This window comes from Desulfofundulus thermosubterraneus DSM 16057, from assembly GCF_900142025.1.
Classification (GTDB): Bacteria; Bacillota; Desulfotomaculia; order Desulfotomaculales; family Desulfovirgulaceae; genus Desulfofundulus; species Desulfofundulus thermosubterraneus.
Window position 1 is genome coordinate 1 of record NZ_FQZM01000014.1, and the last position, 22,035, is coordinate 22,035.

The 22,035-nt window shown below is 56.4% G+C and carries 30 protein-coding genes and 1 pseudogene; all 31 read left to right on the forward strand.

Translation table 11 applies throughout. The annotated features are described in order from the left end of the window. Window positions 1-468 (forward strand): plasmid pRiA4b ORF-3 family protein (locus BUA65_RS06210; RefSeq protein WP_131821467.1); only part of this gene is annotated, 468 nt, incomplete at its 5' end. A 144-nt stretch (window positions 469-612) separates the two neighbouring features. Next, window positions 613-681 (forward strand): annotated as a pseudogene (locus BUA65_RS19185) (SEC-C metal-binding domain-containing protein); the annotation flags it as partial. 851 nt (window positions 682-1,532) lie between these two features. Further along, window positions 1,533-2,681: a DNA polymerase IV gene (gene dinB / locus BUA65_RS06220; RefSeq protein WP_072868126.1), complete on the forward strand. Its 1,149-nt coding sequence runs from the start codon at window positions 1,533-1,535 to the stop codon at window positions 2,679-2,681. Window positions 2,682-2,719: 38 nt separating this feature from the next. After that, window positions 2,720-3,385, forward strand: a complete 666-nt coding sequence (locus tag BUA65_RS06225; RefSeq protein WP_072868128.1) for an SOS response-associated peptidase — start codon at window positions 2,720-2,722, stop codon at window positions 3,383-3,385. A 40-nt stretch (window positions 3,386-3,425) separates the two neighbouring features. Next, window positions 3,426-4,409, forward strand: a complete 984-nt coding sequence (locus tag BUA65_RS06230) for a ParM/StbA family protein (protein ID WP_072868130.1) — start codon at window positions 3,426-3,428, stop codon at window positions 4,407-4,409. Between the two features lie 162 nt (window positions 4,410-4,571). Beyond that, entirely contained in the window at window positions 4,572-4,835 is a 264-nt protein-coding gene (locus tag BUA65_RS06235) for a hypothetical protein (protein WP_013823472.1), read from the forward strand. A 14-nt stretch (window positions 4,836-4,849) separates the two neighbouring features. After that, window positions 4,850-5,203 (forward strand): hypothetical protein, encoded by a 354-nt coding sequence (locus BUA65_RS06240; RefSeq protein WP_072868132.1) that lies wholly within the window; start codon window positions 4,850-4,852, stop codon window positions 5,201-5,203. Then, complete coding sequence (locus tag BUA65_RS06245) at window positions 5,088-5,663, forward strand: LNS2 domain-containing protein (RefSeq protein WP_131821468.1); 576 nt, start codon at window positions 5,088-5,090, stop codon at window positions 5,661-5,663. Before BUA65_RS06240 ends, BUA65_RS06245 begins: the two co-directional genes overlap by 116 nt. Before the next feature lie 4 nt (window positions 5,664-5,667). After that, window positions 5,668-8,070, forward strand: a complete 2,403-nt coding sequence (locus BUA65_RS06250) for a DNA topoisomerase III (RefSeq protein ID WP_072868136.1) — start codon at window positions 5,668-5,670, stop codon at window positions 8,068-8,070. Next, complete coding sequence (locus BUA65_RS06255; protein WP_072868138.1) at window positions 8,061-8,900, forward strand: hypothetical protein; 840 nt, start codon at window positions 8,061-8,063, stop codon at window positions 8,898-8,900. The genes BUA65_RS06250 and BUA65_RS06255 overlap by 10 nt, the downstream gene beginning before the upstream one ends. Next, entirely contained in the window at window positions 8,869-9,522 is a 654-nt protein-coding gene (locus BUA65_RS18210) for a hypothetical protein (protein WP_072868140.1), read from the forward strand. Before BUA65_RS06255 ends, BUA65_RS18210 begins: the two co-directional genes overlap by 32 nt. An 858-nt stretch (window positions 9,523-10,380) precedes the next feature. Next, window positions 10,381-10,725, forward strand: coding sequence for a DUF4258 domain-containing protein (locus tag BUA65_RS06265; RefSeq protein ID WP_072868142.1), 345 nt, complete (start codon window positions 10,381-10,383; stop codon window positions 10,723-10,725). 16 nt (window positions 10,726-10,741) lie between these two features. Continuing rightward, window positions 10,742-11,020 (forward strand): YgiT-type zinc finger protein, encoded by a 279-nt coding sequence (locus BUA65_RS06270; RefSeq protein ID WP_013823466.1) that lies wholly within the window; start codon window positions 10,742-10,744, stop codon window positions 11,018-11,020. A gap of 113 nt (window positions 11,021-11,133) precedes the next feature. Beyond that, a complete protein-coding gene (locus BUA65_RS06275; RefSeq protein ID WP_131821469.1) occupies window positions 11,134-11,697 on the forward strand; it encodes a hypothetical protein in 564 nt (187 codons plus the stop codon). A 32-nt stretch (window positions 11,698-11,729) separates the two neighbouring features. Then, a complete protein-coding gene (locus tag BUA65_RS18215) occupies window positions 11,730-11,915 on the forward strand; it encodes a hypothetical protein (RefSeq protein WP_072868145.1) in 186 nt (61 codons plus the stop codon). Window positions 11,916-12,043: 128 nt separating this feature from the next. Continuing rightward, window positions 12,044-12,280, forward strand: a complete 237-nt coding sequence (locus BUA65_RS06285; RefSeq protein ID WP_072868147.1) for a hypothetical protein — start codon at window positions 12,044-12,046, stop codon at window positions 12,278-12,280. A gap of 76 nt (window positions 12,281-12,356) precedes the next feature. Continuing rightward, complete coding sequence (locus BUA65_RS06290) at window positions 12,357-12,575, forward strand: hypothetical protein (protein ID WP_072868149.1); 219 nt, start codon at window positions 12,357-12,359, stop codon at window positions 12,573-12,575. Window positions 12,576-12,614: 39 nt separating this feature from the next. Next, entirely contained in the window at window positions 12,615-12,848 is a 234-nt protein-coding gene (locus BUA65_RS06295) for a hypothetical protein (RefSeq protein ID WP_072868151.1), read from the forward strand. Window positions 12,849-12,893: 45 nt separating this feature from the next. Further along, complete coding sequence (locus BUA65_RS06300) at window positions 12,894-13,754, forward strand: ArdC-like ssDNA-binding domain-containing protein (protein ID WP_072868153.1); 861 nt, start codon at window positions 12,894-12,896, stop codon at window positions 13,752-13,754. Further along, window positions 13,751-13,942, forward strand: a complete 192-nt coding sequence (locus tag BUA65_RS06305; protein WP_072868155.1) for a hypothetical protein — start codon at window positions 13,751-13,753, stop codon at window positions 13,940-13,942. Before BUA65_RS06300 ends, BUA65_RS06305 begins: the two co-directional genes overlap by 4 nt. A 75-nt stretch (window positions 13,943-14,017) precedes the next feature. After that, window positions 14,018-14,458, forward strand: coding sequence for a JAB domain-containing protein (locus BUA65_RS06310; RefSeq protein WP_072868157.1), 441 nt, complete (start codon window positions 14,018-14,020; stop codon window positions 14,456-14,458). An 18-nt stretch (window positions 14,459-14,476) separates the two neighbouring features. After that, window positions 14,477-15,481 (forward strand): toprim domain-containing protein, encoded by a 1,005-nt coding sequence (locus tag BUA65_RS06315; RefSeq protein ID WP_072868159.1) that lies wholly within the window; start codon window positions 14,477-14,479, stop codon window positions 15,479-15,481. A gap of 17 nt (window positions 15,482-15,498) precedes the next feature. Beyond that, the gene (locus BUA65_RS06320) at window positions 15,499-15,849 is read left to right on the forward strand and encodes a hypothetical protein (protein ID WP_013823457.1); all 351 of its coding nucleotides are present in this window, start codon (window positions 15,499-15,501) and stop codon (window positions 15,847-15,849) included. Between the two features lie 16 nt (window positions 15,850-15,865). Then, window positions 15,866-16,222 carry a hypothetical protein gene (locus BUA65_RS06325; RefSeq protein ID WP_072868161.1) on the forward strand — a complete coding sequence of 119 codons (357 nt, stop codon included), beginning with the start codon at window positions 15,866-15,868 and terminating at the stop codon, window positions 16,220-16,222. Then, window positions 16,219-16,410: a hypothetical protein gene (locus BUA65_RS06330; RefSeq protein ID WP_072868163.1), complete on the forward strand. Its 192-nt coding sequence runs from the start codon at window positions 16,219-16,221 to the stop codon at window positions 16,408-16,410. Before BUA65_RS06325 ends, BUA65_RS06330 begins: the two co-directional genes overlap by 4 nt. 671 nt (window positions 16,411-17,081) lie before the next feature. Then, the gene (locus tag BUA65_RS06340) at window positions 17,082-17,528 is read left to right on the forward strand and encodes a phage integrase N-terminal domain-containing protein (RefSeq protein ID WP_072868166.1); all 447 of its coding nucleotides are present in this window, start codon (window positions 17,082-17,084) and stop codon (window positions 17,526-17,528) included. Further along, window positions 17,440-18,390 (forward strand): tyrosine-type recombinase/integrase, encoded by a 951-nt coding sequence (locus BUA65_RS06345; RefSeq protein WP_072868168.1) that lies wholly within the window; start codon window positions 17,440-17,442, stop codon window positions 18,388-18,390. The genes BUA65_RS06340 and BUA65_RS06345 overlap by 89 nt, the downstream gene beginning before the upstream one ends. Window positions 18,391-18,535: 145 nt before the next feature. Further along, a complete protein-coding gene (locus tag BUA65_RS06350) occupies window positions 18,536-18,868 on the forward strand; it encodes a nucleotidyltransferase domain-containing protein (RefSeq protein WP_072868170.1) in 333 nt (110 codons plus the stop codon). A gap of 154 nt (window positions 18,869-19,022) precedes the next feature. Beyond that, a complete protein-coding gene (locus BUA65_RS06355) occupies window positions 19,023-19,253 on the forward strand; it encodes a hypothetical protein (RefSeq protein WP_207543866.1) in 231 nt (76 codons plus the stop codon). After that, window positions 19,243-19,632: a type II toxin-antitoxin system VapC family toxin gene (locus BUA65_RS06360; RefSeq protein WP_072868173.1), complete on the forward strand. Its 390-nt coding sequence runs from the start codon at window positions 19,243-19,245 to the stop codon at window positions 19,630-19,632. The genes BUA65_RS06355 and BUA65_RS06360 overlap by 11 nt, the downstream gene beginning before the upstream one ends. Before the next feature lie 194 nt (window positions 19,633-19,826). Further along, window positions 19,827-21,770, forward strand: a complete 1,944-nt coding sequence (locus tag BUA65_RS06365; protein ID WP_072868175.1) for a VirD4-like conjugal transfer protein, CD1115 family — start codon at window positions 19,827-19,829, stop codon at window positions 21,768-21,770. The last annotated feature ends 265 nt before the right edge of the window (window positions 21,771-22,035 follow it).

The following is a 22,035-nucleotide window of genomic DNA, read 5'->3' on the forward strand; positions in this document are numbered from 1 at the left end:
CAGGCCGCCTTTGGCTGGCAGGACTACCACCTCTTTGATTTTGACTTCGGTGATGTGGTGGTTCACGTTCCCGACCCTGATTATGCCCCGGGAGAATTGTACGGAGGCGCAAAAGAATTGAACGCCAAAAGAACGAAGATCGACGCTCTTCTCGGTGAACGCAAAAAATGCGTCTATACCTACGACTTTGGGGATAACTGGCGGCATGATGTAATCCTGGAGACAATCCTGCCGGCCGAAGAAAGACGGCATTACCCGGTGTGCATAGCCGGCGCCCGCCACAGGCCACCGGAGGATGTCGGTGGAGTTTCGGGTTATGAAGAATTTTTGAACATAATCAGCGACCCCGAACACCCGGAATACAATGATTACCTGATCTGGGCAGAAAAGGACACAGGCGGGAGGAAGTTTGACCCGGAATATTTCTACATCAACGAAGTGAACCGGGCACTGGCAAAGATAAAATGAACTCGCTACAGTGTTGTAAAGTTTCGGGTGTTCTTAGTGTGTATGAAAGGTTTTCCCACGTAGGATGATTCGATTTGTGAGCAGCTGTCCCTGCCTAAACTGACAGGGGGAACAGATAAGATGTTGAGGAGGATGGGTTTGCCTAAAATCGGTAGAAACGACCCCTGCCCCTGCGGGAGCGGGAAGAAATATAAGAAATGTTGCCTTGGTCAGAGCAGGAAAAAGCACTGGTCTTTGGATGAGGTCCGCTCTTTTACCACAGAAGAGATCATCTTAAAGTTGCGTGACTTCGGAATAAACGTAACCGAAGAAAGCTTTCTTAAAGAAGTCGAAAACTTTTATTCAGCATGCGATTTGGCCGAACATTGGTGGAAGACCAATAAAGTCACCGCGAAAGGCTACGACCAGGACTTCCCCTGGATGGCCGCCGTTGTCCTGTGGGAAAGATTGGCCCCGCACATGATTAATTCCGAGAAACTGGACGACATGATACAGGAAGGGTACCGTCTCTGCAGCGAAGGAAAAGAGGAAGAAGGCTGCCAGATATGGTTGGAAGTGTGGGAGCACCTGAAAAAACGTTTTACTCCGGAGATGAAGTCCATCAATGACGCGGAAAAAGTCTTTTCAGGGCTGCAGAACCTACACAACTGGTGCCAGGACCTGGAGATGGAACTGAGTAACGCGGGGCTAAAAGACCCGGTCTTTTACGAGAAGAGGATAGAATACTGCCGGGAGTTTTGCTCACTGTTTCCGGAAACAGAGAGGCTGATCATCGAAAACATGAAGAGGGCGGAAGCAGAATCTTACTTCGCCCTTGGTCTAGTTGAACAAGGAGAAAAAGCTTTTCAGTCTCTGGTGAATGAATTTCCCGATTCCGCCTGGGCGTACATCGGCTGGGGGGACATGTACTGGCTGTTCCGGGACAGCAAGGCCCCGCGCAATTACGACAGAGCGGAGAATATTTATCGTCTGGCACTAGAACGAAACGTTGCCGGTAGGGAAGATGTCCTGGAGAGGTTGCAGATGTTGAAAGAGGAAAGAAGCAAAGGGAAAAGGTGATCCTCATGTCCCACGATATCCTGCTCTGCGACCTGGACGCCTTCTTCGCTTCCGTGGAACAGCGTGACCACCCCGAATACCGGGGCAGGTCGGTCATCGTCGGCGGCCGCCCGGACGAACGCGGCGTGGTCGCCACGTGTTCCTACGAAGCCCGGAAATACGGTATCCGCTCGGCCATGCCCATGAGCCGCGCGGTCAAGTTGTGTCCCAACGCCGTTTTTCTCCCGGTTGACATGGCCCGCTACCGCCGGGTATCGGCTCAGGTATTCGCCGTCTATGCCCGGTTCGCCGCGCAAATAGAGCCGGTATCCATCGATGAAGCATACCTTGCCGTGCCTTCCGGCAGGGGAATGGCAACGGCCAGGAAAATCCGGGAGGCGGTGAGGCGGGAATTGAACCTGCCCGTTTCCATCGGAGTGTCGGTCAACAAACTCCTGGCGAAAATGGCCTGTGAGCTGGCCAAGCCGGACAGCTTAAAGCAGATTAAGCCGGAAGACGTGCCGGCGGTGGTCTGGCCGCTGCCGGTGAGGAAACTGCACGGAGTGGGGCCGCATACGGAAGAAAGATTACACCAAATTGGGGTCAGGACAATCGGCCAGTTGGCAGCATTTCTGGAAAGCGAACTGGTCAGGATATTCGGCAGTTTCGGTGCGACTCTACACCAGTACGCCAACGGGATTGACACCCGGGAAATAGAACAGGTGCGGAAAATCAAATCCGTAGGTGAGGAAACGACGTTCCCCAGGGACGTATACGACAGGGAAGCGGTTTTGAGAACGCTCCTGGAGCTGGCCGAGCAGGTCGGTTACCGCCTGCGCAGGAAAAAGCTTAAAGGCCGGACGGTCACGGTAAAGATACGCTTCAGCGACTTCAGTACCATCACCAGGTCCCGGACACTGCTCAATTCCGTTGATGAGGACGGAGCCATTTACAAAGCAGCCCGGGAGCTTTTTCTGGACAACTGCGGTCGGCCTCCCTGGAGGTTGGTCGGAATACAGGTTTCCAACCTGGAAGATGGGTCTTACGAGCAGCTGTCCTTGTTTGCAGAAAGAAAAAAGGAAAAACAATTGTGTTTTATAATAGATGAACTGAGGGAAAAGTATGGGAAAGATGTGATAAAAAAGGCTGCGTTGTTGAACTTTTCCTCTTTTTAACGGCGGCAAATTCACTATCCACGAAGGGGGTATTCGTCATCTGCGGTCGCTTTACCTTAACTGCTGCTCCGGAAACAATCAGCAAAACCTTCCGCGTCCCATTCGATATTCCCTACTCTCCGCGGTATAACATCGCACCCGGGCAAGACGTCCCTGTAATCGTCGGAGATGAATCCGGGCGGCTTCTCAAAGTTATGTGCTGGGGTCTTATTCCTCACTGGGCGAAAGACGCCTCGAGGGGGAGCAAACTCATCAACGCGCGGGCTGAAACTGTTTTGACAAAGCCCTCTTTCAGGGATTCCTTTCGCTTCCGAAGAAGGTGTCTCGTTCCCGCCGACGGCTTTTACGAGTGGAAAAGAGAGGGGAAAAAGAGCACCCCTTACAGGATAGCGCTTCCCGGCAAAGAGGTGTTTGCCTTTGCCGGTCTCTGGGACAGGTGGGATTCCCCAGAAGGAAGCGTGTTTTCTTTTACAATAATTACTACCGAGGCAAACGAATCCATGAAGGAGATCCACAACAGGATGCCTGTCATACTCAGCGACGAGGAAGAGTACATCGAGTGGCTTGAGACTGGAGATTTACGCGCCTTGAAGAAAATTCTCCGCCCTTATGAGGGAAGGCTTCATATTTACCCCGTTTCGAAACTGGTCAATTCACCAAAAAACGACATGCCCGAACTCATCCTGGAAGAAACAGCGCGTTAAGCGCTTTTTTTGTGGCCATTTATCGAAAGGAGTTGGTTTTGTGATAGCCATCGACGTGGGCTACAGTCACACAAAAGCCATATCCCCCGACCGCCGGGTGCTCATACCTTCCGTGGTGGCCCCGCACCGCGAACTACCGCTGGCTGAACTGTCCCGTAACGGCTCCGGCCACGTGGTTGAAATCCGCAAATTGAACGGCGATACCAAAAACGGCGATACCAAAAAGTATTTCGTGGGTGAGCTGGCCCTGCGGGAAGGACAGGGGGCGACATTTACCCTTGACCGGGAGAAACACAGACATCCCAACCACGACATCCTCGTACTGGCAGCCGCCCGGCTCCTGGAGGCCCGGGAGGGTGCTACTCTGGTGGTCGGGCTTCCCGTAGCCTACTACCGCCTGCAGAAGGAAGAACTGCGTAAACAGCTGGAGGCTCTGCACGCGAAGGTGTCTGTAGACGACGGTCCCCTCGCCCGGGTCTCCTTCGGGAAGGTGGTGGTATATCCCCAGGGGGCTGGAGCGCTGTTGACGGCCTCAGACCTGCCGGAGAACAGTCTAATATGCCTCGTGGACGTGGGTTTCAAAACCACGGACTACGTACTGGCTAAGGTGGCCGGTGGTATGGTTGGCCCCGAAGGTGGCGGTTCTGTTGAGTACGGCGTCTTCCAGATGTATGAAACTGTGGCAGCCGCCTTCGGATCCGCGACAGGGGCTCCACTGGACATGAACGTGGCAGCAGCCGTAGCCGCTCAGGGCAGGGTAACGTTCCGGGGCAGGGAACTGGACCTGACGGCAGCGGTGAAGGCGGCCCGCGTCAATACCGCCCGGGCCATAGCCGACCGCGTGCTGGCGGCCCTGGGGCAAAAAGGGGACTTCGTGGCGAAGTTCTACCTGGCCGGCGGTGGGGCGAAAGCGCTACCGGAGCTGACGGATATGTTCCCGGCGGCCGAGATCCTGCCGGACCCGCAGTGGGCCAACGCGGAAGGATTTTTGAAGGTTGTAACCGGAACCCTCAAAAGCGCGTAAAATCCGGCTTTGAGGGCAATTTTTCGCTCCAGGTACCGGTACTCCTTTCTGGCGCTGATCGTCGCGGCCATTAAGTGCCGGAACCGGAGCGGGAAAAAGGGGTCTGAAGCCGCATGACGCCTGGAAAAGAAGGTACCGGTACTCTTACAGGAGTGGTTCGTTGTGGCGAGGAATAAGACAAAGTATAAGCGGCTGGAATTGCGGCTGCCGGCTGACCACCCGCTGTTCCGTTACCCTCCCGGCCAGCGGGCGGCCAGGGCGAGGGAACTTATCGACACGGCCATCCGTCTTGAAGAGCGGCTGTCGGAGATAGAGCGACAACTGGCCGGGATTGCGCAAAAACTCACCGGTGGAGCATGTACCAGCACCCGGAAAGTTCCCCAAAAGACCGTGGAGTTTGATGTGGAAGCATTTATGAACCTTTGAGCGAGGTGGTTTTCATGTTCGAACCCGCATACGTCCGCCTGGCGCGGGCAGTCGTTCTCCAGGCCGTTAAAGACGCTGTAAACCCGGTGAGGTATGGCTCACGCGACTATTCCGCCAGGCATATCAAAGCCGACGCCCGGAAATTCATCCGGAAAGCGGCACTGGAGGACGGCTACGAGCATGGTATATTCGAGCTGGCGGGCGTGGACCCCCGGCGGGTCCTGGCACACCTGGAAGAAAGGATGAAGACACATGTGGATAGCGGTAGACGTGGACAACACCGTGGCGAATACGAACCTGGAGCTGGTGCGCAGGTTCAGCGTGCCGCTGAACAAATACCCGGCGCCGCTACCGCCGGGGTTTTTTAGTACCCAGGAAGGCCTGAAACTTTTGCAACGGGCAGAGCCGTTCCCCCGCGCAGCCGAAACGCTGAAAACCCTGGCTGACCTCGGCTACCGCATCGCCTACATCAGCTCCCGTCCCGGGGACGCCCTTTTTCTCACCGTGCGCTGGCTGCAGAAACACGGTTTCCCTGCGGACCAGGTGCTGTGCGGCCTGGACAGGCAGGGGAAGGCGGAGGTGGCTACGCAAGAACTGCAGGCCGTGGCAGTCTTTGAAGACGATCCGGTGCTCGCAGCGGCCCTGCTCAACAAGGTACCGGCGCTTTGGCTCAAAGACTGGCCGTACAACAGGAAGCTGCCCGCCGGGAAAGGCGCGAGATGGAACGCCGAAAGGGTGATCAGGTTCAGGGCCTGGAGCGAGGTGGAAAAGGCGGTGGTCACCAGCAACCCGGACCTAGCGGCCCTGATCGGCAAAAAGGGGGAATAGTGTTTTGCGCAAGCTGGTTATAGCCGAGAAACCGTCCGTCGCCCGCGACATTGCCTCCGCCCTGGGGAAATTCGCGCAAAAAGACGGCTACCTGGAGAACGACCGTCTGGTCATCTCCTGGGCTCTGGGCCACCTCCTGGAACTGGCCGACGCGCACGAATACGACCCGACATTCGTCAAATGGACTCTTGAGCAGCTTCCCATCCTTCCGGAGGAGTTCAAACTGCATCCAATCAGGAGTGGCACGAAGCAACTCAAAATCCTGAATCAACTGCTAAATTCGGCGGACGTGGCGGAAGTAATCAACGCCTGTGACGCGGGACGGGAGGGAGAACTGATCTTCCGCCGCATATACGAGTGGTGCGGCTGCAGAAAACCGGTCAAACGCCTGTGGCTTTCGGAGGCCACCCCCTCCGCTATCAAGGAGGCCTTCAAAAAGCTCCGTGACGGCCGCGAACTGGACAACCTGGCCGCGGCGGCCAGGGCCCGGGCCGAAGCCGACTGGATCGTGGGGATCAACGCCACCCGGGCGTTTTCGGTGAAACACAAAACCCTGCTTTCTGTCGGCAGGGTGCAGACGCCCACCCTGGCCCTGGTGGTGCGGCGGGAAAGGGAAATCCGGGATTTCAAGCCGGAGACTTACTGGGAGGTCCGGGCCACCTTCCAGAAAAGCGGCGGGGCCACCTACCGGGGCAGGTGGTTCAGGGGTGGCGAGAGCCGCATCAAAGAAAAATCACGGGCGGAGGAACTGGTACGGGCCGCCCTGGCCGCCGGTTCCGGCAGGGTGACACAGGTTGAAAAACGCACCAAAACGGAAGCCCCGCCCCTGCTCTTCAACCTGAACGACCTGCAGAAAGAAGCCAACCGGAAGTACGGAATGACGGCCCAGAAGGTCCTGGACACGGCCCAATCTCTGTATGAGAAGCACAAACTGATCACCTACCCCAGGACCGACAGCCGCCATCTAACGGGGGCACTGGCGCGGCACACCCTGCAAAAGCGCCTGGCCGCCCTGGAAAAATGCCCGGAATACGGGGAACTGGTCCGCCGTATAAGGCCGGGGATGATGCCGGGCAAACGTCACATCGACGACGCCGGAGTCACGGACCACCACGCCATCATCCCCACGGACGTGACTCCAGACCCGGCGGCCCTCAACCCCGCGGAGCGACAGGTATATGATCTGGTGGTCCGGAGGTTCCTGGCCATGTTTTATCCCCCGGCAGTCTACGACGAAACCAAAGTGGTCACTGAAGCCGGGGGCGAGACTTTCAAATCCGGAGGCCGGGTCGAGATCGAGCCGGGCTGGAAAGCGGTATACGGGCCGGAAGAAAAGGAGGAAAAGGATGGGAAGGACGAAGACGGAGAATCACAACCGCTTCCGCCCCTGGCCGAAGGCGAGACGGTCGCTGTCGAAAAAGCGGGGGCCGTCGAGCGGCAGACGAAACCCCCGAAACGGTACACCGAAGCCACGCTTCTGGCGGCCATGGAAAATGCCGGCCGCCTGGTGGACGACAGGGAAATGGCCGAAACCCTCAAAGCCGCCGGCGGCATCGGCACCCCCGCCACCAGGGCGGCGATCATCGAAACGCTGATTAAGCGGGGATACGTCGAGCGCCGCAAGAAAACCCTGGTGCCCACCCCGCGGGGCGAAGCCCTGGTAGACCTGGTGCCGGAAAAACTGAAATCGGTGGAACTGACCGCTCAATGGGAAGACGGGCTGCGGCGTATAGAGGAGGGGCTGGATGATGCCCGGTTGTGGCTGGTTGGCCTCAAAAATTTCACGGTGGAGATGGTGGCCATGGCAAAAGAACAGGAAGCAAACGGCGCGGTACATCAGAAGGAGGTGATAGGCAGGTGTCCTCTATGCGGACGTGACGTGCTGGAATATACCAAATCCTACGGCTGCAGCGGGTACAAGGAGGGCTGCGGGTTTGCCATCTGGAAGGAGATCGCCGGCAAAAAGATCACGGTCAATCAGGCAAAAGAACTGCTTCAGAAAGGCAAAACCGGTGTTATCAAAGGCTTCAAATCGAAAGCCGGCAAGAACTTCGACGCTGCGTTGACTTTGGGCGAAAACGGCAGGGTCAACTTCGAGTTTGCGGATCATGCCGGCCATGTCCTGGGTAGGTGCCCGCTGTGCGGAAAGGACGTTATCGAGGGCAAAAAAGGTTACGGCTGCGCGGGCTGGAAGGAAGGGTGCAAGTTCGTCATCTGGAAAGAGGTCGCCGGCAAAAAGATCACGGTCAGCCAGGCAAAAGAACTGCTCCAGAAAGGTAAAACCGGCGTCATCAAAGGTTTTAAATCCAAAGCCGGCAGGGAATTTGAAGCTGTCCTGGTTTTGGGTGAAGACGGCAAGATAGAATTCGAGTTCAAAACCGACAGGGGGGATAATGTATGCGGATAGCTCCGGAAGGAACCAGCATAACGGAACTGGATCAATGGGATATTTTCTATGATGCCAAAGACCGCGACAGCGTTTTAAGCGCGGTCGTAACGTCCGTCGTGAGGCCGAAAACATTGAACGGATTATACTGGGAACTCAAATTTGAAGACGCGGACGGAGTGCGCGGCGTGGTACCCTCGTCCGAAACCGGGCTGCCCAGCGAAAGAACAATGAATTTCTTCGTCAATCAGAAAGTGAACGTCAAAATAAAAAGCATCGACAGGAAGAACGGCATTGTGGCCTGCACCCGGCGGGAAGTGGTCGAAGAGGCGGTCAACCAGTTGCTGGGCACCCTCACTGAAGGCGAAGAAATTCCGGCCCTGGTGCGCTATGTATCCAGAAGAGGCGTGGGGCTGGACATCGGCGGCGGCGTGATAGTTGAAGTGCCGTATCGAAATGCGGCCTATTCCCGATCGCTTCCCCTGGACGTGATATACAGGCCGGGGCAATTGATCAGGGTTACGGTTCAGGCCATCGACAAAGAGAAGAAAGATATACGGGTATCAATCAAGGACCCCTGGGAAAACGAAGAATTCAGCCGGGGCACCATCCTGACCGGCAGAGTTTTAAAAATTCGCGGCAGGGAAATGTTCGTCGAAGTCCGCCAGGGCTTGATCGGCCTGGCCGGCTATCCGCTCAACAAAAGGATTGAGGAAGGGGAACAATTGCCGTTTCAGGTTTTGTCTTTCGACAAGATGGAAAGGAAACTGCACCTGGTCGTGCTGGACCCGGAACGCATACGGGGAAGGAGGGTGCGGCGTGAAAGGAGAATCAGGGAAGCGAAGCTTTAACTACGCAAAGGGACTTGCCCTGGGCGCGGCCCAGTGCAAGCGTGGAGACGGCGAATCAATCGACTTCACCGGTCGGGCCTTCGACCTGCTGGCCTGCCTGACAGAAGCCCAGGCGTTGACCACCAGTGCGGCCGCCAGCGCGTTGTCCTGCCACCGTAAAGTAGCCGGTTCGGCGTTTACCAGCCTCTGGTGGGCTGGGATGGTCTGCTGGGTCGGCGTATTCGCCGAAATGGGGCAACACAAGGGGCAGTTTCGTCTCTGGTATCCTGCCGACGGCAGGCCGCCCAAAAACGCCCAGGAAGCATGCCGCCTGGCGGCCCTGGGTCTCTTCTACGCCCTGGCGAAAAATGAAGTGCCCGGATTCAAGTGGCAGGTGCTGCGGAACGGAAAGGGCGGCGTTACAGCGGAAATGCAGCTTGTGACGAGAGCGGGCATTGCGGAGAAGTGGGTCATCGATGCGCCCCGCCGGGGTGAAGACGCTTTCCCACATGCCGATGTGTACATTTTCCCGACTTTACAGGAGGGAGAAGACCTCACCCCGCCGGGGAAAAGGTACACTGCGGATGAACTGCTTCTTATACCCGGCGAGTTGCGCGAAAAAATTTTTCTAAAAAGCACTTGACAGATTCCAAAAAACTTGCTAAGTTTTGGGCAAGAATAAAAGACACAAGTTTTAAGCTCCTTGCCTATCGGGACGCCTTCTCCCGGTACGGATGGAAGCTCCGGAACGGTCGCCTGTGTGAGCGGGCGAATGCGTTGGCAAGGAGGCTCCAGGAAAAATTCCTCGCGAGAGCAGGGTGTACTCCTGGAGCGGCCTGCATCTGTGAGAGCGGATGTGGCAGTCCTGCGTCTGTGAGAGCGGACGGGGCGGTGGGACCCAGCCGTAAGAAAGGGGCAAAACGGCACGACTGTAGGCGATGAGCAGCAGGGTGCCTTGCCTGGCCGGAGCTGTATCCGGTCCCTGGGGTGAGCGGTATTAGGCCGCAGCGGCAGGAAGGTGGACTCTTCCGAAGGCAGCCGCAAGACACCCCTTGTAAGCGAGAGGTCCCAAGCGCCACAGGCCGAAGCCGCCCAGCTTCGAGTGGCGTTGAGAGTGGGGGGTGGCCTCCCCGACACGAACCGGGCTAGCCGCCGGGAAACAGGAACGCCCAACCTGCGGCGGTGAAAAGAAACCGAGACGGGCTAAGCGCCGCGCGAAAGGCTGTGCCCCCGCCTGCGGCGTTAAGAGTTTGCAAGCCGATAGGCTTGCCTGGGGCGGAGTATCAGTGACATGTAAGGTGCCGGAACATGCACGCCGGGAGGCGTGCGGGAGAAAACGAGGATTTTGGAAGTGGAACACCTTGACGGGCAAGCAAAATTATAGGCTTGAACGTTGAGGTGTTTCTTTGCTTTTGAAAGCCCCTGCGGGCGTTGGAAACGGGCGCCCGCGGGAGAAAAACCCGGGCGCTTCAATTTCGAAAGAAAGGAGGCAGCCCGGGAAATGTATGACGGCAAAGAACGATGGCGGGAAGAAATGATCCGCATTCGCCGTGCCCGTGTCCGGTTTTCCAGGCACTGCCGGAAGCGGATCAAAGCAAGAGGTATAACGGTGGAAGAAGTGTATAACGTTATAAATAACGGAGAAATCATCCAGGGCCATGCGCCGGGAATGTACGGAAGCAATCCGGACCCCGTGAGAGTGGTTATGGGCCGTGGGAGCGGTGGTCGAATCCTCCATCTGGTCGTGGCGCTTCACGGGAAAACCGTAATACTGGTTACAGCCTACGAACCGGATCCGGATATCTGGGAAGACGATCACCGGACTCTCAAATCGCCCCGGAAATAAAAGGAGATGCGATATCATGGAGAAGCTTGAGTTGGTCGGCATTTGTGCCGGGTGCTACTACGAGAACGCCGAACTTCGGTTTAAAGAAAAAACGCTGGTAAAAGACGGCGCAGCGCTTTGTCTCAAAAGAATCCCCTATTACTACTGCCCGCGCTGCGGAGAGGAAACTTACGATCTCGATGTCGAAGTTTTTGTGGAACGGGCAATAAAGAGGTTTACGGAAGGAAACGGAAAAGGCGAAACCATCGACGTTGGTAACCTGTTCTGCGTTCCTTCCGAGTCGGCAGTACAGTAAGGGATGCGAGTGTAAAGAGAAATTAAGGGCCGCCGGCCCGCAAAACCAATCATCATTTCCAGGGAGGTGATTGGGCGCGGGCCGCAGGCCCGTAGCCCGGAAGCATGAAAGAAATGCTGGTCAAGCTGGTTAAGGAAGTTAACGAGATACCGACGGTAATACGCGACATAATGACCGCCAGGACGGACCTCGAAAAGAAGCTTTCCCAAGGTGGGGACGAAGAAGCCCTCCGGGCCGTCAGGGACAACTTGGCGCACACCGACCGGGAACTGGAGTGGCTGCGCTCCCGCCAGACGGCCGCCGTAGCGACCATCAACCTGCTGTCTGCGCTCATCGGCGCGGGCAGAGCGGATGACGCGCAGGCAGTTCTGGCGGCGCTGGTAAAAGGCGAGCAGAAATCGGCACAAAGAGACGAAAATGAATCCAACAGGGAAAAAAGCAAAGATCAGGAAGAGCTGAAGGTTGATACTTTTGCCATTAAAGAAGTGAAGCCCGGAAAAAGTGAAAGTACCATCTGGGCGATTGCGGTTACCGGGGACGGTACGGAATACAAAATCTGCGCCAAAAACGGCAACGGCCAGGCCCTGCAGGCATCCTCGGGCAAACAGGCGAAGATTAAGTACCGGCCTATGGGCGATGACAAACTCTTCGCGGTAAGCGTCGAGGTTGCCGGCTAGCCTCCGGGATGATAAACTGGAGGTGAAGGCGGGTGATGGCTATGGAAGCAAAAAGAGAAGTGGCTGCCACAGGCGAACAATCGCCTGAAGTGCCTCCGCACTGGTTTCTCTATCTCATGGAGAGAAGCGACTGGCGCGTGACCTTCCGGTACCGGTTTGACCGCAAGGAAGTCCGTATCGCAGAAGTGGTCCACCGGAGCAAGGCGTACCGCGGGTAACTATAAGTACCGGAATACGGCCTAAAGGCCAGCAAGAGGACGGAAAACGGGACATTCATGTTCCGACCGTCCTCTTTTGCTTTTCAGGCGGCCCGGCCCGTTTTGAGAGACGCTGGGAGGTGTAACTGATGTTTAATGAGTGGCTTGACGAGATTGAGAGAAGGGAACGGGAAAAGGAAGAGCGGTTTCGGAAATGGTTTGAAAAGACGTTTCCGGGATGGTACGAAACGATAAACAACATAACAGAATTAAACGGGACGGAACCTGAGGCGTTAAGACGAGCATGCATCGCTTTAGCCGAGTTCGTAATGATAATGACGGAAAAGTTATATAAGGTTGACGTAAGCGTGCAATCGTTAAAATAGGCGGCCCGGCCCGCCCTTTAACTCACCAAGAACAAGGAGGTGTGAGGGGCGGGCCGGGAGGGTCCGCCCTGCGAAAGTGAAATTTGACAAGATTAAGCCGGGAGTACTGTTCCGCACTCCGTGGGGCAAAGAACGCCTGTTCTATAAGATCCCTGATCCCCAACCCTGGGAGGACGCTGGCCCCTGCCACGCCTGCGGTACTATCGCCGTATGGAACGCGCGGGCTGTTGAAACCGACCAACTGGTGCATTTTTGTCGGGATGAGGAAGTTGTCCCGGTGAAGGTGGGCCAGTAAACGGGTTACCGACCCGACCATTTCCACGGGAAGGAGGGAATGGAGCGGGCCGGATGGTCCGCTCCGGAAAACATGGCAGTGACCGGTACAGTTTACCTGCGGGGAGATGACGCAAGGGAGTTTGAGCGCAGCGGCTACTGCGAAGGCTGCCTGCGCCCGGCAAGCGAATGGGCCGAATCGGACCGTTTCGGGAATTACGAAGTCCACGGCGACTTCGACAGCCGGGATAACCTGGCAGGCTTCCTGTGTCCGCAGTGTGCGGAAGTAGACTAAAAATTGGGCCACCGGCCCGCAAACCGTTCTCATGGAAAGGAGGGAATGGGGCGGGCCGGTACCCCGCCCCGGATCATGAAAGAAGAAAGATTGCGCGAAGCGCTTGAAAAGCTGCTGGCAATGTTCGAAAGTGGCAACCTGCCGCCGGCGGTGGCCCGGACGATGATCCGGCGCCAGACGGGCGATGAAAGGCCGTCTGACAAATGGAGCCTGGGCAACCGCCTGCTGATGTACCTGGCTGGGACCGAGGACGCCAGGGGTTACAGGCAGTGGGAAGAAGTAGGACGGCATGTTAAAAAGGGCGCGAAAGCGTTCCATATCCTCGCTCCACTGACCAAAACCAGGAAGGTCAAAATACAGGATCCCGAAACGGGCGAGGAGCGGGAAGAAGAACGCCCTGTGATTGTGGGTTTCCGCTTCATCCCGGTGTTCCGTCTGGAAGATACGGAGGGTAAACCCCTGCCGGAGATAAACTACATGCCTCCCGAGTTGCCTCCCCTGTTCGACGTGGCGGCAAGGCTGGGGGTCAAAGTTAGATACAGCCCTGGAGACGGCAGTTGTTACGGCAGTTTCCAGCCCGGACTTAAAAGGATCAACCTGCATACTCACGACGTCAAAACGTACTTCCACGAGCTTGCGCACGCGGTGCATAACACCATCCGCCCCCTGGTGGGAGGCCAGGATCCGGTGCAGGAAGTGGTCGCCGAGACAGTGGCCTGTACCCTCTGCGAGATCTACGGCTATACCGGATATGCCTGGCACGGGTGGCAGTACATCAAAGCCTGCGCCGGCGGCAAGCCGAAACAGGCGCTCAAACTCGTAATGAAAGTGCTCTGCGAGGTCGAAGAAGTGCTGGAAAGGATCTGGGAAGCCGCCACCCCGGAAGAGAGGGGGTGTGCGGCTTGACATACCGGATCTGGGAGGCACGAAACGCAGGTGAAGATACCACCTACCTGGTGGCAATGTCCGGCATGCGGGAGATTTCCCTGCGCGAGGAGATTGCCCGTGGCGAGAGGTTGATACGGCTGCTGCGCCTGGTGGCGGAGACGGAAGACCGGAACCGGGCACGGCGGATGGCAGACTGCGAGATTTAGAACTTCAGGCGGCCCGGCCCGCCCAATCACCCGAAGAGGAGGTGAAAGGGGCGGCGCCGGCGGCCGCCCCGGAGCATGAAGAAACGGGTAAATATCGTTTCGGTGAAACTTGTCAAGGAAGCGGGCATATTTTACGCAGCCCGCAGAATAACCAGACCGGAGGATGTGGCCGATCTGGTTCGTGACTTTCTGAAGGACGCCGACCGGGAGATCTTCCTGGTTATATGCCTTAATGCCAAGAACGAACCGACGGCAATCCATACGGTAGCGGTAGGTACGCTGAACAGCGTCCAGGTCCACCCCCGGGAGGTCTTTAAAGCGGCAATCCTGGCCAACAGTTACCACGTAATCCTGGTTCACAATCACCCGAGCGGTGACCCGCAACCTTCGGATGAGGATATGGCTATCACAAGAAACCTGGCCGAGGCCGGGAGAATAGTCGGCATCCCGGTGCTGGATCACATCATCATCGGCGACGGAAAGTTTGCAAGCCTGAAAACAAAGGGATTGATTTAAGCAGAGGGGGGATCGGGGGTGCAGGCGGAACACCGTTACCCCGAGGAAAAATTCATTCCGGTGAAACCCTGGCGCCCCTGCCCCATCTGCGGCAAGGGCGACTGGTGCGGTTTCAACAGCTTCATCGCCAGCTGCATGCGGGTGCGCGAGGGCTCGTTCAAGGAAGTGGTCCTGAGCAACGGCCAGGTAGCCTACCTCCACTGGCTGGAACCGGGCATGGTAAACCTGCCGGCGCTCATGAAAGACGACTCAATAACCGCGGCGCAAACCGCGCCGGTGGAAGTGCGGGACCGGGTGTACCGTGACTTCCTGCGACTCCTTTACCTTCAGCCGCGCCACAGAGAGGACCTGCTCCGGCGCGGACTGACTGAATGGGAGATCAGGAGGAACGGCTACCGGTCGGTCCCCGAAACCGAAGCCCCATGGTCGGTCTGCAGGCGCCTGATCCGAATGGGCCACGACCTGGCCGGCATCCCCGGCTTTTACAAGGCCCGGGGGCCGCGAGGCGGCACCTACTGGACCTTCGACCGGCAGCCGGGATACTTCATCCCGGTGCGGGACGAAAAGGGCCGGATCCAGGCCCTGCAGCGCCGCATGGACGACGCGCGGGGCGGGAAATATAAGCTGTTCAGCGGTCACAAGAGCCGGGGCGGCTGCTCCTGCGGCACCCCTGCCCACGTGACCAGGCCCGCAAAAGTCGAAGACCGGCGGATATGGATCACCGAAGGCCCGTTGAAAGCGGACATCGCCTGCAAGTACCTGGGCGCCGTCGTGGTGGGCGCATTAAGCGCCGCCACCTGGCGGCCGGCTATACCGGCTATCCTGGCTCTTGAAGCAAAAGAAGTCATAATCGCCTTCGACCGGGACGTGGAAAGTAACCCGGAAGTGGCACGAGCATACTTGACTCTGAAAGTAGAACTAAAAAAGCACGGCCTAGCGGTTAGCCGGGCAGTGTGGAGCGATAAAAAAGGCATTGACGATGCCCTGGCGGCCGGTATGGAAGTGCGGGTCGTCCGGGCATAAGAAAGGAGATGGGTCGAATGTCAAGAGTCATCAAAAGGGTTCCGGCTGAATATGTTACCGAACAAATCGGTGGTGGGGTTATATGCCCCAAATGCGGAGCCGGTAACTGGAAAAGGACCACTCCCGAAAAGTGCCCTATTTGCGGAACAATGGAAGTGCCGGATCCTGTCAGGTACATCAAAAGGCGAATTCCGGGCTATGTGGAAGTGCGGTGCGACTGCGGTGAAACCGTCATCTGCGACGGTTTCACCAACACCTGCGACCGCTGCGGAAAAGATTACAACTGGAACGGTACCCTGCTGGCCCCGCGCAGTCAGTGGGGTGAAGAAACAGGGGAAACGGAAGGGGATATAATCCTGGGAGTTTAAGGGGGTTAAATTACGAATGATGGAAGTACAGGCATCTTTACATGATAACAGATGGCCGGTAAAAATACACCCGCTCAGAGCACCGGGTAACTACGTGATTACGGGGCGGGGTACGGAGATGTGGATTGCTGTCCGGCCGTCCGGTGGTATCGGTGGAGGTAGCCATTTAATAGCGGTTATCAACTTCAACCGGTGCGGCTGCCTGGATGCCGACAAGTGGTCTGCAGCGGACGTGCAGCAGTACATCGGGATCGAGAACCCGGTGGATGCAGCCACCCTCGCCGCTGCGCTGGATGTGATTTTAGGGCGAAAACAAGAGAACGGGGTGGCCGGCACGACCTGGAAAAAACCATACGGGAGGTATAAGTGGTGAAAATGATACAACTCGAAGAAGCTCTCAAAGACCACTACGCCCGCCGGGCTGCAAGGGCAATCGAGGCGGAGGACACGGATGCCCTTGCCAGGGTAATACCGCACCACGTCATCTATGAGAAACCCGGGATGGCCCTTGAGATTCTGGGCAGGGCGGTAAATGTAGCAAGCTGTGAGACCTACAGGTAATCAACCAACGGGGGTGGGACGCCGGCTTCCGGCCGGCTCCTTCCCCGCCGCAAATTAGCGGCGTTACCGGATCCCCGGTTATGACGCGATTGATCGCTGACTAACCACTCCATATGGAGTATGGGGTCCACGCTATGGGCCCTGGCGGCACCTGCCGCCCCCATAAGTGGGGTAACGGGGCCTCAGTGAATGCTTAACAAGCCCATAACGGCGTGCGAGGCGGGCATTGGAAGAGCCGGCCGTCGGGAGCACGCAGACAACAAACAGGTACCACCCCCGGGGCGGTTGCCCCGCAGCGGACGGGGCAAGGGCCCCGGGGGTGCAAACCCGGGCGCAGCCCGCCGGGCAAGCCGCGGAGCGGCAGGCAACGGGCGTAAGCCCGCACGGCAAAGCCGCAACCGGGCGTAAGCCCGCACCGCGAAGCGCAAAAACGGGCGGAAGCCCGTCTCAGGCCACCGGAGCGAAAGCGGAGGGGGCACTGAGACGGGCGCAGCCCGCGACGGCGAAGCCGCAAAAAATAAGGCCCGAAGGGTAATCTGCAAGAGGTTTCCACCGGTGCAAACCTATGTGATGAGGATCCGGGGGGATAAACCTCTAGGGAGTTTTTGTCTTTTTTGCAGTGACGGCGAAGCCGTAAAAACAAAAGGAAAATACAGATCAGGGGGGATAAAATGCTACGGGTTTCCTGGGAAAATACCGGAAATCCCATCCTCGACCGCCTGGGGCGGCAGTTCGTGGAAAGGGTAGCCCGGTATGCAAGGGGTGGCTCTTATGAGAAGCGCCTGGAGCGGTTTCGCAAGTACGTAAAATTTCTTTGCTTCCTGGCAGAACGTTTTGCGCCGGAAGACATACGAAACATACAACCCCGTCATGTCGCAGCTTTCGCCAGACACTTAAAAGAACAGGGAAGGAGCGGACGAACTATACTTTATTATTTTTCCATCATCCGCTGGTGGCACCGGCAGATCCCATGGCGAAAGTATGAAATGCCCGAGAATAAGGTGCTTCTGGAATTGGAGGCGAGGCTCGATGACAAACGATTCTGTGAAGAAATCAAAAACAACTGCCGGCGCAAAAAGTTCCGAAGGGGTATACAGAAATCTCTCGGCTCAGCTTGAAAAAATCTGGCGTGAGGCGGTAAAAGACACGACCCACGCGATGTCCAAAAAATCTCATTTCCGGTACCGGGAGAGCATGAAAAACTTCCTCTGGTTCTGTGCGGAAAAATTTCGTTTGCAGAAGATCGCCAACATTGGCGAAAAGCACCTGCGGGCATACGTGGAATACCGCCGCCAGGAAGGCATATCCGAAAAGACGCTGAAAAACGACCTGGCGGCGGTGCGGTTTTTCCATCGCTTCACCAGTTCGCGCAATGAACTGCCGGATAACCGGGCGCTGGGGCTCGAAAAGACCCCGGCCGGCGGCAAAGATAGGGCCTGGACGGAAGAAGAATACCGGCGGATGCTGGAGAAGGCCGAAAAACTGGGCCGTGCGGACGTGGTGATGGCCATGAAGCTGGCCCGCCACGCGGGGCTGAGGATCCACGAGTGTACCCGGCTCACGGTGGGCCACGTCCGGGACGCCCTGAAGGATGGAGAACTGGAGGTCAAAGGGAAAGGGGGTCGGGTGCGCCGGGTGCCGCTGCGCCTGGAGTTAAAGGTGGAACTGGAGCGGTTCCTGGAAGAGCGCGGGGGGACCAGGGGGGAGAAGATCTTCGTCGCGCCAGGCGAAAAGACGCACAGAGTTATCAAAAGCATCCAGAAATTCATCGAACGGCACCGGGAAGAAATCACCGACCGGCCGATTACCTTTCACGGATTGCGCCACGCCTACGCCCGGGAGGAGCTGGCCTGCCGGTTGGAGCATCCGGAGAAATACGGCTTCCGCAGGGTAAGTCCGGAAAGGGCGGCAAAACTGGAGGTGGCGGAGCTTCTGGGCCACGGCAGGCCGGAAGTGACCAGTGTTTATACAGGGAAGTGACTTTACATCAGTGGGGTAGCATGAGATAATTTTATTTTTTGACTACCATACGGTTGCATTCGTATGCATACATGTGGTATTTTAACCTTGGAGCTTTGGAAGATCCTGTATGACTACAGTTTAAACCCCGGCAGGCGATTGTTCCGTGCCTATTAATAAACGAGCTGTAGAGATCGTAAAATCATACGCGGAAGCTCTCAGGAAAAAAGATGTTCCGGTGAAAGTAATAATTTTATTCGGCTCCCAGGCAAGGGGAACCAGCGTTCCGGGGTCCGATATTGACGTACTTGTGGTGACGGAAAGGCTTGATAAAAAGATCCGCGATACGATTGTAGATGAAGCCTTTGAAATCAGCCTGAGAGAAGACATTCCGGTGATAGCTCTGGCGTGCGATATTCAAGAATTCGATTCTCCCTCATTTAAAGTTGATCCTTTTTACCGCAACGTTACTCAAGAGGGGATAATTTTCCATGGATAATAATGATTTCAAAAAAGAATTTGCCTCACAGAAAATGGAAAAAGCCTGGGACAACTGGGGTGAGGGTGAATGGGCTTTTAAAAGTGCTTAACTAGGTTTACACCCGACCTCCGTAGCGGTGTTAGGATTTAAACAAACAGGGATGGTGGTTAAAGTGGACACTAAGCCAATTCAACAGGAAATTTTAATGGAGGTTAACCGCCTGCCTTTCCATTTTCAAAAACGAGTTCTTGAATTCGCTCGGGCATTAAGGTTTACTCTCAATGAAGGAACGCCCGGTAGGGATTTGCTTCGCTTTGCCGGGGTTATATCGCCGGAAGAAGGGGAATTGATGAAAAGAGCTATAGAGGACGCCTGCGAGCGGGTGGATGCAAATGAGTGGTAAGTTTCTTCTGGATACAAACATTGTCATTGCCCTTTTTGCAGGGGACGAATCTGTTCAGGAAAAATTGATGGAAGCAAACAAAGTGTTTGTACCCTGCATTGTCCTGGGGGAGTTGTATTACGGAGCCCACAAGTCCAGCCAGGTGGAGAAGAACCTTGCGCGGTTGGCGGAATTCGCATCCAGCAGCACGGTGGTGGCCTGTGACACAGGTACGGCGCGTGAGTACGGCTTAATCAAAGATCAATTGCGGAAGAAAGGGCGGCCCATACCCGAGAACGATATCTGGATCGCGGCCATTTCTCGACAATACGATTTCGTTTTAGTGACGAGAGATGTTCATTTTTCTGAGATTGAAGATTTGAAGATCGAAAAATGGTAGAAATTTGAAGAAGCAAACCCGGTTTCGCCGGGTTTTTCCTTTTTTGGGTCCGGTTTATCCGGGCCTTTTTCATTTTATTGGGACAGCTAAATTCATTAGGCGAGGTGGTTTTTATGAGATGGTCGTTATCCCGGGTGAAGGAGGAGGTTTATTCAGCTTTTAAACACATGCCCGCGTTAGCTAGAGGGGGAATTATGGCTGGAACTTCAGTGCTGGCCCTTGGTGGCCTCTATCTCCTCGATGTATGGACCCTGGGCACGGCAGCCGCCTGGTTGCACGGCCTTGGGACCTGGCTGAAGGGGCAATCCATATTCGCCACTCCGGCGGAGAAAGCCGCAACAGCCCATGCTTTCGATGCCGTATCCTGGTACGCGCAGCATCCCTTACAAACTGCGTGGGCCTGGCTCACAAAACGGGAACTGGCTAATCCGGGTCCACGGAAAATCTGGCTGGCCCTGCACGGCCTTACTGCGCTGGCGGCTTTCAGCTGGTGGTTGGGGGGAAGATTCCGCGGTGGGACCGGATGGAGCGGGATCAGGATGAAACCCGGCGACGCCACCCACGGCAGCGCCAGGTGGGCTGTGAAGGCCGACCTGGCCCGGGTGTGCGACTTCGGCTTCGGCCCCGGAATAATACTCGGCGCGTTCGGGAGCAGGCCGGTGCGCATACCGGTGAAGCCGAAAACCTGGATGAACAAGCATGTGCTGGTGGTCGGCGCTCCCGGGTCGGGTAAGAGCCGGGGCTACGTACGCCCCAACATATTTGCCGCCGTGCGGGCTAGGGAGAGCGTCATCGTCACCGACCCAAAGGGTGAGCTGTATCGTGACATGGCTGCCTGGCTGAGGACGAAAGGATATGCAGTCAGGGTACTCAATCTCGTTCGCATGGAGGAATCCGACCGGTGGAACCCGCTGACGGAAATACGGACACCCCTGGACGCAGATGTGTTCGCCCAGGTGGTGATTGCAACCACCGATGCCGGTCCCAAAAGGGGTGGCGACTCGTTCTGGGACCGTGCGGAGCAGAATCTGTTGAAGGCCCTCGCGCTCTACGTGGTGCTGGAGCTTCCGGAAGAAGAGAGACATATGGGTTCCCTGTACGACATCCTGGCCTCCGGCGACCCCGAAAAGGTGGATGCCATGTTCGCAAAGCTGCCGGTGAACCACCCGGCCAAAGGACCTTACAACGTCTACGCCATGGCCGGCCAGAACGTAAGGGGCGGCGTGGTTATCGGGCTGGGCACCAGGCTGCAGGTCTTCCAGCAGGAACTGGTCCGGCAGGTGACCTGCAAATCGGATATAGACCTTGCTTTGCCTGGCAGGGAAAAATGCGCCTACTTTCTCATCACCCCGGATACACACGGGGCCTTTGATTTTCTGGCTTCACTTTTCTTCACTTTTGAATTCGTACGGCTGGTGGAAGCGGCCGACGCCAGGCCCGACGGCCGCCTGCAGGTACCTGTGAAGTTCCTCCTGGATGAGTTTGCAAACATAGTAACCATTCCCGAGTTCGAAAAGAAAATCGCCACCGTCAGGTCCCGGGGCATAGAGTGCCACGTTATAGTACAGAGCCTTCCCCAGTTGGAGCGGGTTTACGGGCGTACATGGCAGGAAATCAAGGCCTGCTGCGACACCACCCTGGTAATCGGTGTTAAAGACGACTACACGGCGCAGTACTTCAGCCGCATGCTGGGGCAGTGCACCGTGGAAACACAAAGCGCGACCCGTGAGGTGAAGTCTCTTTTTGGTCCCGGCCTTTTTGACGACCGGCAGACCCGCAGCACCACAGGTCGTGAACTTATGCGGCCGGAAGAGATAATCAAAATGCGTTCGAAGTTCTGCCTGGCTTTCCTACCTGATGGTACGCCTCCCGCAAAACTTCGGGTGCTGGATTATGAAAACTTTCCCGAAGCAAAAGATTTAAAGCGCTTAAACAGAATCAAATCGGAGGCGGGAAGTCCTGAACATCCCAGGCTTATATTCGAAGAGCCCGATGTTTGTAATACAACTGTTGCTGAACTTGAAACCTTTACACCTTCTGAGAATCACATCTCGTACGATGCCTCCAGCAAAACGGCAACGGAAGAAAAGGAAACAACAAGCCAATCCGGTGCCGTGCGGGCCGGGGTGCCCTGGTAGGAGGAACCAGCTCCTGGAAACGGTGACCAGCGGTGTGTCGCTTATCCAGGGGTTTTATTTTTCGCAACCCAAACCAGCCATTATTGGGCATTGAATGAAAAGACTCTAGTATACGAGGGATGGAGGGTTGAGCGAAGCTGCCTTAGATAGTCCCGACGTAGTTCTTACCGGCTGAATTTTTCTGTAAACATGGACAAATTGGTCTGCATAACTTTTATAGAACAGTTCTAGGTTTTGCGACGCTATCTTTTTTCTGAATGGGACC

What these genes read in the sequence shown, in the direction of transcription:
- dinB (WP_072868126.1), top strand. Translation starts at nt 1,533, where the DNA reads ATGTCCCACGATATCCTGCTCTGCGACCTGGACGCCTTCTTCGCTTCC.
- BUA65_RS06240 (WP_072868132.1), top strand. Translation starts at nt 4,850, where the DNA reads ATGTTCGAACCCGCATACGTCCGCCTGGCGCGGGCAGTCGTTCTCCAG.
- BUA65_RS06245 (WP_131821468.1), top strand. Translation starts at nt 5,088, where the DNA reads ATGTGGATAGCGGTAGACGTGGACAACACCGTGGCGAATACGAACCTG.
- BUA65_RS06255 (WP_072868138.1), top strand. Translation starts at nt 8,061, where the DNA reads ATGCGGATAGCTCCGGAAGGAACCAGCATAACGGAACTGGATCAATGG.
- BUA65_RS06265 (WP_072868142.1), top strand. Translation starts at nt 10,381, where the DNA reads ATGTATGACGGCAAAGAACGATGGCGGGAAGAAATGATCCGCATTCGC.
- BUA65_RS06270 (WP_013823466.1), top strand. Translation starts at nt 10,742, where the DNA reads ATGGAGAAGCTTGAGTTGGTCGGCATTTGTGCCGGGTGCTACTACGAG.
- BUA65_RS06275 (WP_131821469.1), top strand. Translation starts at nt 11,134, where the DNA reads ATGCTGGTCAAGCTGGTTAAGGAAGTTAACGAGATACCGACGGTAATA.
- BUA65_RS06285 (WP_072868147.1), top strand. Translation starts at nt 12,044, where the DNA reads ATGTTTAATGAGTGGCTTGACGAGATTGAGAGAAGGGAACGGGAAAAG.
- BUA65_RS06295 (WP_072868151.1), top strand. Translation starts at nt 12,615, where the DNA reads ATGGAGCGGGCCGGATGGTCCGCTCCGGAAAACATGGCAGTGACCGGT.
- BUA65_RS06300 (WP_072868153.1), top strand. Translation starts at nt 12,894, where the DNA reads ATGGGGCGGGCCGGTACCCCGCCCCGGATCATGAAAGAAGAAAGATTG.
- BUA65_RS06310 (WP_072868157.1), top strand. Translation starts at nt 14,018, where the DNA reads ATGAAGAAACGGGTAAATATCGTTTCGGTGAAACTTGTCAAGGAAGCG.
- BUA65_RS06320 (WP_013823457.1), top strand. Translation starts at nt 15,499, where the DNA reads ATGTCAAGAGTCATCAAAAGGGTTCCGGCTGAATATGTTACCGAACAA.
- BUA65_RS06325 (WP_072868161.1), top strand. Translation starts at nt 15,866, where the DNA reads ATGATGGAAGTACAGGCATCTTTACATGATAACAGATGGCCGGTAAAA.
- BUA65_RS06340 (WP_072868166.1), top strand. Translation starts at nt 17,082, where the DNA reads ATGCTACGGGTTTCCTGGGAAAATACCGGAAATCCCATCCTCGACCGC.
- BUA65_RS06345 (WP_072868168.1), top strand. Translation starts at nt 17,440, where the DNA reads ATGACAAACGATTCTGTGAAGAAATCAAAAACAACTGCCGGCGCAAAA.
- BUA65_RS06360 (WP_072868173.1), top strand. Translation starts at nt 19,243, where the DNA reads ATGAGTGGTAAGTTTCTTCTGGATACAAACATTGTCATTGCCCTTTTT.
- BUA65_RS06365 (WP_072868175.1), top strand. Translation starts at nt 19,827, where the DNA reads ATGGCTGGAACTTCAGTGCTGGCCCTTGGTGGCCTCTATCTCCTCGAT.